Origin of the sequence: Pseudoalteromonas sp. P1-30 (assembly GCF_001400005.1) — a bacterium.
GTDB lineage: Bacteria > Pseudomonadota > Gammaproteobacteria > Enterobacterales > Alteromonadaceae > Pseudoalteromonas > Pseudoalteromonas atlantica.
In genome coordinates, this window is sequence record NZ_LKBC01000001.1 from 1 (window position 1) to 13859 (window position 13859).

Consider the following 13859-nt stretch of genomic DNA (forward strand, 5'->3'; position numbering starts at 1 on the left):
TGATTTATTGATCTTTAATACAAAAATGCACAAATAGAAGGGAATGAGGAGTAAATGAGAAGTGAAGTTTGTAGGCGCGAAGCTTGCTCGCGCGAGATGCAAGTTACTTCTCTAAAAGCGAAGCGTCTCTAAACCTCTTTGTGATTTATTGATCTTTAATACAATATGCACAAAGAGAAGATTATCTGTATATCACCACCGAGTACACCGAGGCGCTTCGCGCTACACACAGAAAACACGCGTAACGCTTAGTCACTTCTCTAGGTATTCTCCTTCGCTTCTCGGTGGTGAAACACTCACTTTATACCTCGGTTAAAGCATTGTTTTTAAACGCCAGCAAACTGCTCGTCTACAGCCCATTTAACTTATGCGGGTTACTTTTACTTTTATTTTCCCTGCATTGGCGCCGTAAAAGCGGCTTAAGTCATTGGAAAATGGGCTAAATTCACCTGATTTAGTAATAGTTACTGTAGCGCCATTGGCTATTTCAAATAAATATTCGTCGTTATTGTTAATTGCGCCAACCAAAGAGAACCACTGCGCTCGAGGAAGTCGTCTAAATGGTTCAAGCAATGCCATGGGGATTTCTTTAACCCCTAATTGCACATTATCGCGGTGCCAGCCGCTTGCAGTGCATTTTATGCCGTCGTCATACCAAAATTGATTGGGGTAGGGTTCAAACTTATAAGTTGCGCCTTCAACTAACATAAGCCCTGTATTGTTATGTGCCTCGCTGGCAAACACTATCACATCTTGGCTTTGCGAAACTTGTAATACACTCATGTTTTGGTTTTCAAGGGCAATGTGTTGGCTTAAACCAGTAAAGCTTAATGTGCTGTTATCGTTATACCTAATTTTGTAATGCAGGTTTTTAAGCGACTCTGGGCGATAGCTAGTTAGTTTATTAATTCGTGTAGCTACGCTTTGATGTATATGTGGTTCTAGGTTGCTGGCTTCGTTATTAATAAGTACATAGCACTCCCTATCCACCAATTTAAAAAAGGGATTAAACCAAAAGTAATTTTGCTGATGGCTTAAAGCCAGAGGATCGGGCGTTACGGTTACATCGTCTTGGTCAACTAATTTACTGCCAGGCAATAAGGTTTCGTAGTCAATGTCGTGGCTGGTTAATAAGCTAATATTAAGTGGTTGCTCAATTAACCATTCAAGCGCATAGCGCAGGCAAATATCAGCTAGGCCATCGCGGTAATAACCGCCGCCAATATCTGAATGCGCCCCTGCAAACCAAAGCTCGGTAATATTATTTTGATGGTTCATTAGGGTGGGTTCAAACGCACGGCGTTTTTCATCAAGTGCTACGCAGTGCAGTGCCTGCGAAATATTATTAGCAATGGTGTGGTTTTCAAATATTACATGCTCGGCACCGCGCGTTGCTTTACTGACTTTTGATAAACCTATTGAGGCCACGGTATCAAATACACATACGTAAACATTATCGTTAATTAAAGGCTCTAGGATTTTTGCAAAACGCCGAGCGAGTGCGCCGCCTCGGCTAAAGCCGGTAAGTAAAAGGGTATCGCCGAGTTGGTAATGCGCTTTAAAATCACTCATGGCTTGATTTAAAATACTAGCGACATCGTCACCACGTGGCGCTAAAGTTTGGTTTAAAATACGTTTTAAGCGGCTACCTTTAGTGCCAATACCTTGATAATAAAAACTAAGTTGGTTTGTAAATGGAGTGGTGGGGGAGTCATCGAGTTTGCCGCCTAATAATAAATGCAGCTTAAGAATATTAGAAATACTACTGTCTTCTTTAAAATGGTCTGAGCTAAATTGCTCTGCATCGCGAGGCTCGCCCCCAGTACCATCAAAATTAAAAATTAGCGTTTTACCCGTCATAGCCCTAATCCTTTAATTGTTTTAAATACTCTACACAGGCAATGTTAAATATTAAAGACATTAATTTTTCAAATAGCACGCTAAGAGGCGTTAGCGTGCTTAGCGGGTTATTTAGTGATTATCAAACATATAATGATTTAGCTCTGTGCCCTGGGCAGGCTTAAGCGCTGGGTTTAGCTGAATTAACTGCTGATAAACCTCAGGGTAAAACATTTTTAATCGTGCTACGCGGGCTAAGTGGTTTGGCTCAAATTTTTCCACAAGCTGCAAAGCTAAAGGAATCATTGGGCTTAACTCCCCTTTGGTGTAACTTTGCTCTAGTGCTAAGTCGAGTATATCTACGCCAAGCTTACTTGGATCAGCCGGTATTTTATTATCAATTAAAAATTGTACTGCCTCAGAAGAAGACGATGCAGCTTGTGTATAAACGTCGCGCCCATGTATATCGGTAATCGAAAAATCAAAACCCGCTTGTGCGAGTGCTTGCCAATGATTTAGCGAAAAGCGGCTTAATCGTGTTAACTCACGCGGTGGCTTAGGGTTTATGCGGTTTTGCCAAGTAGTGATTAAATCATCAGGGTTTAAGACTAATAAAGAAAAAAGCGTATCGGTTTCGGCTTGAGTTAATACCGTACTGAGGCTGTATTCATAAGCTTTTTGATATTCTTTCTTAGATAAATATTCGTTAAATGTGCTTTGGCTTCTATCGTTTGAAAGCTGGTTACTCAGACTACTCCACCAATAATTGACTAAAACAGGGTCTATATCGTGCAAAACACGTACAAAGTTAGAACCGTGCTTATTTTTAACCTGTTGAACTTTGTCATAAGCTTGCATTACTGTGTGCAGCTGCTCTGTATCTTTTAACTGTTGTTGTAACAGCTCACAGTTTTGCCTTTTATTGTTTAGCTGCGCTTTTTGCTGCTTTAAATCTACTAAAAAAAGGGCAACATCAGAATTATCAGGCTCAGTTATTTGGGGTAACGCGTTATTGTTAATTTTACTAATAGGGCTAAAGTAAGCGTATTGCGCTGGGTTGTCCTGCTTATTAATATAGGCCCCTTGCTGGTAAATAAAGTCATTTACAAAAAATACCCCTTTGCTATTTAGGTCTTCATTCGCATTGCCGCTATGTGCTTTGTAACCACGCTTTTTAAGATAATCTAAAAGCTGGGTGTGCTTAGTATCTAATGGGGCTAGGGTTAAGTTACCGCTTTTAGGCAGGTTTACAATAGCCACGTCTAAACCTGTAAATAGGCCTGGCTCGTTGGTTGGCGTAATCCCTTTTGTTTGCAGTGCTTTTACAAGAGGTAAATTAAATTTACTGACCGCAATATCGGCTAAGTTATATAAAACAGTGTTTTTTTCGTATAACGGCATGGCATCTAGCACGGGAACTTGCTGTAAAAGCGCAATAATATACTCATTTGGAATATCGTTTTTTATAGCGGTAGCCACTTCATTCACTGTAAATTGGTTAGATGAAATTGCCTGCTCAAACTCTTTTGGCGTAAATTTATTTGCATTAAGCACAAACAATGTCGCCGGAGAAATTACCTCACTGCCTTCAAGTTTAATAAACGTTTTAGAGTAAGTGGTAAATGTATCGGTGTTGCTTAATAAAGCGTAAAGCGTTTCTTTTTGTACATTTTCATCAAGGGGTACACTCAGAGTAAGTCCTGGAGGGTTATGCTTATTATCTCCAAGCTGTTGTATCATTTCTTTTACTTTATCATTGGTGAAGCCCTTAATTGCCTCAATACCTTGCCAATTAGCTAACTCGTTTAAAGAGCTAGTAATATTAAGCTGCTGTTTTTGCTCAGTAACTATGGCATCTCTTAAAAAGGCAATGTATTGGCGATTATTGATTTCTGATAGGTTTGCATACTTTAAAAGCGTGGATACCGATGTCCCTTTTTTAAGTTCACTTACAAAAAATGAAACAAGCGATTGATTCAATGTTTGTACTTTATTGCTTTGTTGTTGTGACTGATCTCTACATAGGCTAATCTGTTTTTTTAGTTTATTAACTACCTGTAGCGGTGAGTCCTCATTTGGCTGCTTTTTATTAACTACGCTGGTCTGAGAGGTGGCTGGTTTCACTTGTTCTGCTTGCTCTACAGCTACAGAGTGCGGTTGAGTTTGAAAAAAATAAACAGCTAAAACAGTGATTATTACAATCCCAAAAAGTACTTTTTTCATTAGCGTCAATCCCTTGAATTACAATTACATCTAACTGCATGGTACTATTTTAGATACGAATAATGCAAAAAAGCTTTAAAAGATAATTTACATTACCTATTAAAGCTTTTTGACTATTTAACTGCTGTTTATGTACTAGTGCAGTTTCATTTTAGGGCGTACTACGCGCAGTACTTTTTCACTTATCCATAATGCAAAGGTTTTTGCGCTGCCGTGTATGGCGCGCTGGTGCATGCGATACAGTGATATATACATAAAGCGAGCAATTTTACCTTCTATAAAAAAGGTATTGCTGGTTAGGTTACCCATTAAATTACCTACCGTACTGTAGCGCGATAAGTTAACGAGAGAGCCATGGTCGCTATATTTAAAGCCGCATAGTGGCTGTTGTTTTAACGTGGCAATAAGATTTTTTTCTACACATAGCGCCATTTGATGCGCCGATTGCGCACGCGGTGGAACAAGCTTTCCGTCTTCTTGGGTAAAGGCGCAGCAATCACCAATAACAAAAATGCTCTCATCTACTGTGCTTTGTAAAAACTCGTTTACTTGAATTTGGTTACTGCGGGTAAGCTCAAAAACACCTAAATCTTTAATAAAATCTGGCGCTTTTACACCTGCAGCCCATACCATTATATCGGCGTCTATGTGTTCTTCGTCTTTTGTTATAAACCCTTGCTCGGTGGCTTCTTTTACCAGTGTTTGCTCTCGTACGTTTACGCCGAGTTTTAATAACTCGCGCTTTGCGCTATCGGCTATGCGCTCGGGTAGGGCGGGCAAAATACGTGGCCCCGCTTCTATTAAATGAATATGTAAACGCTTAGACGACATATTTGTAAGGCCGTAAAGCTTTAATAATTCAGATACATGGTAAAGCTCTGCCGAGAGCTCAACACCGGTTGCGCCGCCGCCCACAATGGCAATATTTAATGATTGCTGTTGGTTATCGTCTTGGTGAAGGCGAGTAAAGCTGTCGAGTAGAGAATGCTGAAAACGCTCAGCTTGCTGATTTGAGTCTAAAAAGTAGCAATGATCTTTTATGCCTGGGGTATTAAAGTCGTTGCTTACGCTGCCAATGGCAATAACAAGGTGGTCGTAGCGTACGCTGCGCTGTGGCAAAATAGTGTGGCCTAGCTCATCAAGGTGCGGTGCAAGGGTAATGGTTTTATTGCTTTGGTCTATATCGCAAAATGTACCAAGCTGAAAATTATAATGATGTTTTGCAGCGTGGGCTGAATACACAACGCCATCTAAATCAGGGTCAATAGAGCCTGTCGCTACTTCGTGTAGTAACGGCTTCCATATGTGGGTGCGGTTTTTATCGATTAAAAGAATTTCGGCTTGTTTTTTCTTCCCTAATTTATGCCCTAATTGTGTTGCCAGCTCTAGTCCGCCTGCGCCACCGCCAATAACGACGATTTTAGGTTTAGTTATATTCATAGCAATGCCCTTAAAAAATAATATACCCAAATAATCTGCTTATAACGCTTATAAAAAATCACTTGGGTATACAAAATTAGCTTGGCTGTTAGCACCATTGAGCATCTGCTGCGTATTTTGCGCCTAAATAAAACATATGTCAGCAATTGATAAGCTTATTTGTTGTATACTAAGGTCTAAATTGCCTCAGTATGAAAAATTTAGCGCTTTACAGGGCCCTAACATAAAGGCGCTACTTTACATAAAAGGCAGCTTGCTTTTAATAGGGTATAACGCTGATATTAAATGCTTTTAAATCTTTTAATCTATTGATTTAAAGTGAGTTTTACTGGATTTTTGATTGTTGAAATAAAGCCGCTAATACTTGCAATCTATGCATTATCTAAATTGCTTTTAATGCCAACAGACACTCTTATATTGAGATGCTTTGGGCTATATGCAAATATTTCATTTACGTTGCACTTTTGCTGTTAAAGCCTATTCCCTAGCCAAAAAGGATATTTATGACCACGCCATTAATTAAATCACTTGAGCAGCATTTTGGTTTTAGCCAATTTAGAGCAGGGCAACAGCAAACCATTGAGCAGCTTTTAAATGGGCAGTCGTCACTGGCTATATTTCCTACGGGGTCGGGTAAGTCGTTGTGTTATCAGCTAACAGCTATGCATTTACCAAACTTAACCTTGGTGGTGTCGCCCTTACTTGCATTGATGAAAGATCAAATTAGCTTTTTAAATAGCAAAGGTATTTACGCGGCAAGCCTTGATTCGAGCCAAGACCAAATGCAAAGCAGCACCGTAATGAACGATGTGCGAAATGGTAAAATTAAAGTATTAATGGTGTCGGTTGAGCGTTTTAAAAACGAGCGTTTTAGAGAGTTTATAAGCCAAGTTGCGCTGTCTATGCTGGTGGTAGACGAAGCGCACTGTATATCTGAATGGGGCCATAACTTTAGACCCGACTACCTCAAACTACCGCGATACCGCGAAGAGCTAAATATTCCACTGGTACTATTACTCACCGCCACAGCCACTAAAAAAGTAAAACGCGACATGAGCGAGCGTTTTAATATTGCCCCAGAGTGTATTGTACAAACCGGCTTTTACCGCGCTAACCTCGATTTAAGTGTGCTAAGTGTAAAAACGGCTGATAAAAACACTGAGCTTACAAACATAGTGCGTGCGCAAAATGGCCCTGGTATTGTGTATGTAACGCTTCAGCAAAGTGCTGAGCAAGTGGCTAATACGCTAAGTGCGCAAGGTATTCAGGCAGTTGCGTATCATGCGGGGCTTGAAGATACACTACGCTGGCAAATTCAAGATGATTTTATGGCGGGTAAAATTAACGTTGTTGTGGCAACAATAGCCTTTGGTATGGGTGTTGATAAATCAGATATACGCTTTGTTATTCATTACGATTTACCAAAATCGATTGAAAACTACAGCCAAGAAATTGGCCGCGCAGGGCGCGATGGCAACCCATCAAACTGCTACACCTTGGCTAATTTAGATGGCCTAAACACAGTAGAAAACTTTGTGTATGGCGACACCCCTGAGCTGAGCGGCATTGAATACGTAATTAACGATATTAAAGCCCAGCCGCAGCAATGGGAAATGCAAGAATACAGTCTTTCAAGCGAAAGTAACATTCGCCAATTAGCGCTTAAAACCTTGCTGGTACAACTAGAAATGCAAGGTGCAATAACGCCGCAGTACGCCTATTACGCCGATTTTAAATACAAGTTTTTGGTTGATAAAAACGAGCTACTTAGCCAGTTTGACGAGCAGCGCCAAGCCTTTTTAACGCAAATATTTAGCCACACCGATTTTAAAAAAATATGGGGCACGCTTAATTTCGACACCCTTACCCAAGCCGCCCAAATTGACCGTAAACGCGTAGTGGCAGCGCTTGACTACTTAGCCGAAAAAAACCTAATAACCCTTGAAACCAAACGTATTACCCAAGTTTACAAAGTGCATAGTGAGGTTATAAATAACCCTGAACTTGCAAAACAATTACACAGTTATTTTATCGAAAAAGAACAAGCCGAGATTAAACGTATAGCTGCATTGGTACGCTTTTTTGAGCTACAAAGTTGCTTAAGCTATAACTTGGCGCGCTATTTTGACGATCAAAATGCGCCAGCGCAATGCGGGCATTGTAGTGTATGCCGTGGTAATGCTGTAAAGCTTGAGTATTCAATAGAGCCTGCTCACATTGCCGATGACGTTGTTTATCAAAAAGTGGATGCGTTTTTAGCGCACATGACAACAAAAGGTATTCACAGTGTAGGTATTGAAACTCAGTGCCGCTTTTTAGCGGGCATGAGCGTGCCATTATTTGCACGTAATAAAGTGCGCCAACTGAGTGGTTTTGCGCTGTGCGAGCAAATGCGTTACAGCGATATAAAAGCAAAACTACTAGCGCGTTAAATTAGTTACTGTATCCTAGTGGCTTATTCAAAAAAGTAAGTCACTATGCCTAATACTGTTATTCCAAGTAAAACTATTTCCTCTACACCTGAGCCCGTAACCTGCGCTAATTGCCAGGCATGTTGCTGCCAATTAGAAGTGCGCATAGTGACCGACACGGGCGTGCCTTTTCAGTACATTGATTACGACAAGTGGGGCAGCGAAGTAATGAAACGCGCAGACGACGGCTGGTGCCAAGCACTCGACCGCAATACCCTAATGTGTACTATTTACGAAAACCGCCCACTTACGTGCCGCGAGTTTGAAATGGCCTCAAACGAGTGTATTACAGAGCGCGAAATAGCGGGTATTTAATAAAAACATATGCACTAAAAAAGGGGCTTAAAAGCCCCTTTGGTTTATCTGTGTTTTGTACTTTAATTAATCGTATTTAGCTTCTAGCTCATTAGCTGTATGAAACTTCTCGTGGCTTTGTAATTGTTCATTGTATTTTACAAGGTGTTTAAAGTGGGCAAGCTGGCCTGAGTTTTTAACTATTTCTACAATAAACGACATCATAATATCGGCACCGGTTAACGTGTCGCCGACTAAATAACGTTTACCTTGGAGTCGGTCGTTAAAGTAGCTAATTACTTTTACGGTTTCTGCATCGGCGTAATTTTCTAAAAACTCTGTTTTAGCGCCATCTTTTAAAACAAACATTTTAAGCAACAGCGGTAAAATAGCAGAGCTTTCGGCAAAGTGAAGCCATTGTTGATATTCAACATATTCGGCAGTGCCAGCTTTTGGTGCAAATTTACCGTTACCGTATTTAGTAATTAAATAATCGGTAATCGCGCCAGATTCGGTAACAATTAGGCCATCGTCTTCAATTACTGGTGACTTACCTAATTGGTGTACTTTCTTAAGTTCGTCAGGCGCTAAAAAGGTCTCTGTGTTGCGCTGGTAGGCAACAATTTCGTAATCAACATCAAGCTCTTCTAAAAGCCAAATAATACGTTTTGAGCGCGATTTATTTAAATGGTGTAGTTTAATCATGTCAGTCCTTGTTGGCGTTACTGCATGTGCAGTAACGCTTTATAAAATTTAAAGTGGCTCGTTAATTTTAACAACGGTTTTACCAAAGTTTTTACCATTTAGCATATCGTTAAATGCGCTAATGGTGTTTTCAATACCTTCTACCATATGTTCGCGGTATTGTACTTTGCCATCTTGTAGCCATTTTTGCATGTCTTGTGCAAATTCGTCGTAACGGTCGCCGTAATCGTCAAAAATTATAAAGCCTTGCATTTTAATACGTTTAGTAAGCAATTGCCCCATTAGCATACCCATACGATCAGGCCCCTCTGGAAGGCTGGTAGAATTATATTGCGACACTAAACCACAAAGTGGCACACGGGCTGCGGTATTAAGTAGAGGTAATACGGCATCAAACACTTTACCGCCCACATTTTCGTAATAAACATCTATGCCGTTATCACAGGCTTTTTCTAGCTGCTCTGCAAAGTCATCGGCTTTGTGATCAATACAGGCATCGAAGCCCAGCTTTTCAACAGCATGTGTACATTTTTCGCTGCCACCAGCAACGCCTACCACTTTACAGCCTTTAATTTTAGCTATTTGGCCAACGGTTGCGCCAACCGGCCCTGTTGCTGCGGCTACTACAACGGTTTCGCCTTCTTTAGGTGCGCCAATATCAAGTAAGCCCATGTAGGCTGTAAAGCCTGGCATACCCATAATACCGAGTGCGTACGATGGGTTTTCTGGCTCTTTACCTAATTGCATAAGACCTTCGCCGTTAGTAATGGCGTAATCTTGCCAACCGGTGTAAGCAAGTACCCATTCGCCTTCGCTGTATTTATCGTTTTTAGACTCTTCTACTTGGCATACGGTAGCGCCTACCATTACATCGCCCACATTAACCGGATCGGCATACGACTTTGCATCGCTCATGCGGCCACGCATGTATGGGTCAAGTGATAGGTAAATAGTGCGCAGCAGCACCTCGCCATCTTTAAGCGCTGGTAAATCTACTGTTTTAAGTTCAAAGTTTTCATCGGTAGGGGCACCGTGCGGGCGTGATGCTAAAGTAAGTTGACGACTAGTTGCAGACATAAAAATCTCCTCTTAAGAGTGAATTTACTTAGCGAATGTTTACGCGTTTAAAACCAAGTTGAGCCTAAACAATAATGCGCGCTAAGTTTTACGAAAATAAAAATTTGTACCTTAATACACGAGCTTTGGGCGCGAGGCTGGTAATTCAAGCTTTGCAGAGTATTTATTCTAAACGGTTTATTTTAGCTTGCTAAAAATATGGCTATCGTAAAACACACCATTTTTATAAATGGCTTGTTTGAGCACAGCCTCGGCCTTAAAACCGCATTTAGTGAGTGCCTTTATAGAGCCAGTATTGCCAGCAAATACAGCGCCAAAAATACGGTTTAGGTTTGAGCTTTTAAATGCGTCATCGCAAATATGCGAAATAGCATTAGTCATTACTCCTTGCCCCCAAAAGTGGCTATTAAGCCAATAGCCTATTTCGCCACTGCGGCTATATTCAAATTCTCCGGGGGTGATACCAATACACCCCGCAAATTGCTCATCTACAACAATGGCCTTAACTATTCCACTTTTAGAGCCTTGGTTTATCCACCAGTCGGCGGCGGCTTGAGTATACGGAAATGGAATTTTAGAGGATAAAAAGCGCGTAACCTGTTCATCATTTAAGGTATTAATAATGTGTGGCGCGTCTTTTGGTTTAAAGTCTCTTAGGGTGATCATTGTTTTAATTAAGTGTCTGTTGCATACGGGTCAACTTAGCAAGCAATTAGAGATTGCACAATCACAAAGATTAACCGTTTACGCCTATAACTTTGTTTTAAAGTACTCTAATATAAGCAAAATATGATACCTGTTTAAGATACCTTTATGCACCCACACATAGCCGCCCTTTATAATAGTGCCCAAAAACCAAGCCGTTTAATTATAGGTTTAATGAGTGGTACCTCCTTAGATGGGCTCGATGTAGCACTGTGTAAGGTAACGGGCGCAGGTATTAATACGCAAATTGAAGTGCTGAACTTTACCACCGTTGACTATAACAACGAGTATAAAAGCAAAATAAAGCAGGTATTTGCCAAACGAGAGTGTGATTTAGAACTTGTAACCTTACTAAACCCGTGGGTGGGTAAACTCCATGGCGATATGGTTAATCAGTGCTTACATACTTGGCAGGTAAATCCAGCAAGTATTGATGTAATAGCCAGTCATGGGCAAACAATTTACCACTGCCCACAGTCGCAGCATAATCATAAAAGCTTTACTAATGGCACATTACAAATTGGCGACAGCGACCAAATAGCCGTTACTACCGGCATTACAACGATTGGTGACTTTAGGCAAAAACACATAGCCGCAGGAGGGGAAGGTGCACCGCTTGCGGTATATGGCGATTACTTATTTTTTGCAAACCACAATGAGAACCGCATTTTATTAAACATGGGGGGTATTGCTAATTTAACGTTTTTACCTAAAAGCGGTGATGCAAATAGCGTATTTAGTAGCGACATAGGCCCAGGTAACACCATTATGGATGCGTACGTACAGCAGAATTTTAAAGGCATTCACTTTGATGATGGCGCTAAAATAGCTAAAGCTGGCAAGGTTAATTCACTCTTATTAAATGCATTGTGTAGCAACACTTTTTTTGAGCTTGCGCTGCCTAAAACAACAGGGCCTGAAGTATTTAATTTAGCGTATTTGCATGGAGCTCAGCTGCAAACAAATACACAGCACTTAAGCCATGAAGATGTAATGGCAACTTTAAATATGTTTAGCGCAAGGGTAATTGCAAATGCGTTAAACGAATGCGCGCAAAGTGCTAAAGAGTGTGTGGTGTACGCAAGTGGTGGCGGTATTCATAACCCATTATTAATGGCGCACCTTAATGCGCTGTGCCCGACTATTAAAGCGTTCAAAAAGACTGATGATTTAGGCATAAACCCCGATGCCAAAGAAGCCGTACTATTTGCCATTTTAGCCAACGAATGCCTAGCAGGTGAGCAACAGCACCTAAATAATACTGCGCAGGGTATTGCTGGGGTCACTATGGGTAAAGTGAGTTTTGCTGATTAAGTTTTTATAAATTTGTATACCAACACATTAAAAAAACGAAAATAAACTTGAGCTCATATTCCGAAAGTATTTTTTAACGCCGTGTGGCTTAGTTTGGCTTTTAAGGGCTTGCTGATTTTTATAACCAGCCTCAAACGCATTTACTTGCATATCAAACTGTAAACTATTTTTTAAAGTGGCATTTAAGCCATGCAGCATCAATTGCATTACTAAGCAGTGGCTTTGGGTAATTTTACTTAATGTTAAATACACATAACCACGCTCTAAGTCGGCGTTAGTGAGTACTTTTTCAGTAAAGTATTGCGCATCACGGGCACTGGGATACGTTGCGCTCAGCGAAATAATATCGTTTTCGTGGGCGTCGTCAGGCAATACGCATTGCAGCGTTATTTCATGCATAGCACTGGCTTGCAAGGTTAACTGCTCGTATTCCATTGTGTGGCCCATAGCCGCAGAGAGAGGATCTTCAAACGATTGTAACGCAAATGTGAGTTGCGTCATTGGTGTGCTCATTTACTTCAACTTCTAGATTATAAAAAATACAGTTCGAGTTTAAATTATCACCTATTTTGATTGCAGTTTTATGACAAATTGCACTTAATCGGATAATCGCTGTATTTTGATCAAAAAAGATCGCTATATGTTCTTTCTCATTCAACTTTGGAATAGTTTGTCACACATCTAGAATAAAGAGCCTTATGTGGCAAGGCTTGTAGCGATGGTGTTGTTGTTCCTTATTTGAGTTTTTCTCATAGGCTTCTCTTCATAGGGAATAGAATTTGGTTTTTAGGCTTTACCTAATCAAAGCATTAAATAGAGATTCTAAATTAATATTCCATACTTTATTTTTCTTGATTTAATACGGTATGGATAGCGTTTATTGTTTAAACTCGTATTAAAAGAATGTTCTGAAAGCTAAGCTATCTGATGTTAAAAATGTAGTAAGGCGTTTATCAGTGATAGCCGCTCATTGAGATTGGCTAAATATCGTGGTTAATTGATTAGTTAAATGCGCTTTGTGCATATATTCATGAAAATGAGCGCTGCGCGCAAATTGGATTATTTAACTTTACCTAAAAACTTTAGAAAACTTAGTGATAGTAATACCTTAGGTAATTTGTTAAAACTATATAAAGTAGATAAATGAGCGCTAAGTCGGTAGAAATATGCGCGACGAGCGCACTATTAAATTGTTATAAGCCATGGGAAGATATGGAGTTTTTAATTAAGCCTCACAATGGAATTGGACCTGTCAAACTTGGAATGAATAGAGAGCAAGTAAGAGAATTACTTGCGGGCTTTTTCAGTCTGTCAGATGAGGCGAGTGATTTTTATTTTGATAGCTGTCTTCAAATTGAGTTTGAAAACGACTTAGTTAACTTTATCGGGGTTTCTCAAAACGAAAATTACCAACTTATGTTCGGTGATATTGACGTGTTTGATATTGATGGAAGTACTTTGTTTAAAGTAATTTCTGCTAATGAATCGGAGAGTCATTCATTTAATGAGTCAGAGTATATTTTCCCTGACCAAATAGTTACTCTTTGGGAAATGGATGAGCAATACGATTATATCGGCAATCATAAACGTAAAGTTTGGGCTCAGCTCGGTATTGGTACTAAATCCTACCTTAAAGTGGTAAGTGGCTTATAACAAGCAATTAAACAGGGATTAAAAACAGCGGGCTCTTCGCTTCGCTCAATTTTAGCCCACTATTTTTAACCCGTTAATCGAGCGTTAGCAATTTAATTTAGCATGTGGAAATTTTTTTAACCCCTTTTGGTGTGTTCG

The 13859-nt window shown here is 40.1% G+C and carries 11 protein-coding genes; 4 read left to right on the top strand and 7 right to left on the bottom strand.

From position 1 onward, the window contains the following. Positions 1-360 precede the first annotated feature (360 nt). The 3 genes from AN395_RS00005 to AN395_RS00015 form a co-directional block, all read right to left on the bottom strand. Positions 361-1860, bottom strand: coding sequence for a DUF2235 domain-containing protein (locus AN395_RS00005; protein WP_054981623.1), 1500 nt, complete (start codon positions 1858-1860; stop codon positions 361-363). A 111-nt stretch (positions 1861-1971) separates the two neighbouring features. Continuing rightward, a complete protein-coding gene (locus AN395_RS00010; protein WP_054981624.1) occupies positions 1972-4062 on the bottom strand; it encodes a hypothetical protein in 2091 nt (696 codons plus the stop codon). A gap of 135 nt (positions 4063-4197) precedes the next feature. After that, positions 4198-5502 (bottom strand): NAD(P)/FAD-dependent oxidoreductase, encoded by a 1305-nt coding sequence (locus tag AN395_RS00015; RefSeq protein WP_054981625.1) that lies wholly within the window; start codon positions 5500-5502, stop codon positions 4198-4200. A gap of 503 nt (positions 5503-6005) precedes the next feature. Between AN395_RS00015 and AN395_RS00020 the strand changes: the two genes are divergently transcribed. Both AN395_RS00020 and AN395_RS00025 read left to right on the top strand, forming a co-directional pair. Further along, entirely contained in the window at positions 6006-7934 is a 1929-nt protein-coding gene (locus AN395_RS00020; RefSeq protein WP_054981626.1) for an ATP-dependent DNA helicase RecQ, read from the top strand. A gap of 45 nt (positions 7935-7979) precedes the next feature. Further along, complete coding sequence (locus AN395_RS00025) at positions 7980-8288, top strand: YkgJ family cysteine cluster protein (protein ID WP_004586962.1); 309 nt, start codon at positions 7980-7982, stop codon at positions 8286-8288. Between the two features lie 66 nt (positions 8289-8354). Here AN395_RS00025 and AN395_RS00030 read toward each other — a convergent pair whose 3' ends face one another. The 3 genes from AN395_RS00030 to AN395_RS00040 form a co-directional block, all read right to left on the bottom strand. After that, positions 8355-8972 carry a glutathione S-transferase family protein gene (locus tag AN395_RS00030; protein ID WP_054981627.1) on the bottom strand — a complete coding sequence of 206 codons (618 nt, stop codon included), beginning with the start codon at positions 8970-8972 and terminating at the stop codon, positions 8355-8357. Between the two features lie 48 nt (positions 8973-9020). Next, entirely contained in the window at positions 9021-10049 is a 1029-nt protein-coding gene (locus AN395_RS00035) for an NADP-dependent oxidoreductase (RefSeq protein WP_054981628.1), read from the bottom strand. Between the two features lie 177 nt (positions 10050-10226). After that, positions 10227-10715 carry a GNAT family N-acetyltransferase gene (locus AN395_RS00040; RefSeq protein WP_054981629.1) on the bottom strand — a complete coding sequence of 163 codons (489 nt, stop codon included), beginning with the start codon at positions 10713-10715 and terminating at the stop codon, positions 10227-10229. A gap of 147 nt (positions 10716-10862) precedes the next feature. On the opposite strand from AN395_RS00040, the gene AN395_RS00045 reads away from it, so the two are divergent. Beyond that, positions 10863-12068, top strand: a complete 1206-nt coding sequence (locus AN395_RS00045) for an anhydro-N-acetylmuramic acid kinase (protein ID WP_054981630.1) — start codon at positions 10863-10865, stop codon at positions 12066-12068. A 27-nt stretch (positions 12069-12095) separates the two neighbouring features. On the opposite strand, the gene AN395_RS00050 is transcribed toward AN395_RS00045, so the two are convergent. After that, the gene (locus AN395_RS00050; protein ID WP_024032946.1) at positions 12096-12581 is read right to left on the bottom strand and encodes a hypothetical protein; all 486 of its coding nucleotides are present in this window, start codon (positions 12579-12581) and stop codon (positions 12096-12098) included. A gap of 630 nt (positions 12582-13211) precedes the next feature. On the opposite strand from AN395_RS00050, the gene AN395_RS00055 reads away from it, so the two are divergent. Next, positions 13212-13721 (top strand): hypothetical protein, encoded by a 510-nt coding sequence (locus AN395_RS00055; RefSeq protein ID WP_054981631.1) that lies wholly within the window; start codon positions 13212-13214, stop codon positions 13719-13721. Positions 13722-13859 lie beyond the last annotated feature (138 nt).

Excerpts from the sequence above, each read along its gene's own strand:
- AN395_RS00025 (WP_004586962.1), top strand. The coding sequence starts at position 7,980 with ATGCCTAATACTGTTATTCCAAGTAAAACTATTTCCTCTACACCTGAG.
- AN395_RS00015 (WP_054981625.1), bottom strand. The coding sequence starts at position 5,502 with ATGAATATAACTAAACCTAAAATCGTCGTTATTGGCGGTGGCGCAGGC.
- AN395_RS00040 (WP_054981629.1), bottom strand. The coding sequence starts at position 10,715 with ATGATCACCCTAAGAGACTTTAAACCAAAAGACGCGCCACACATTATT.
- AN395_RS00005 (WP_054981623.1), bottom strand. The coding sequence starts at position 1,860 with ATGACGGGTAAAACGCTAATTTTTAATTTTGATGGTACTGGGGGCGAG.
- AN395_RS00055 (WP_054981631.1), top strand. The coding sequence starts at position 13,212 with ATGAGCGCTAAGTCGGTAGAAATATGCGCGACGAGCGCACTATTAAAT.
- AN395_RS00010 (WP_054981624.1), bottom strand. The coding sequence starts at position 4,062 with ATGAAAAAAGTACTTTTTGGGATTGTAATAATCACTGTTTTAGCTGTT.
- AN395_RS00030 (WP_054981627.1), bottom strand. The coding sequence starts at position 8,972 with ATGATTAAACTACACCATTTAAATAAATCGCGCTCAAAACGTATTATT.
- AN395_RS00035 (WP_054981628.1), bottom strand. The coding sequence starts at position 10,049 with ATGTCTGCAACTAGTCGTCAACTTACTTTAGCATCACGCCCGCACGGT.
- AN395_RS00020 (WP_054981626.1), top strand. The coding sequence starts at position 6,006 with ATGACCACGCCATTAATTAAATCACTTGAGCAGCATTTTGGTTTTAGC.
- AN395_RS00045 (WP_054981630.1), top strand. The coding sequence starts at position 10,863 with ATGCACCCACACATAGCCGCCCTTTATAATAGTGCCCAAAAACCAAGC.
- AN395_RS00050 (WP_024032946.1), bottom strand. The coding sequence starts at position 12,581 with ATGAGCACACCAATGACGCAACTCACATTTGCGTTACAATCGTTTGAA.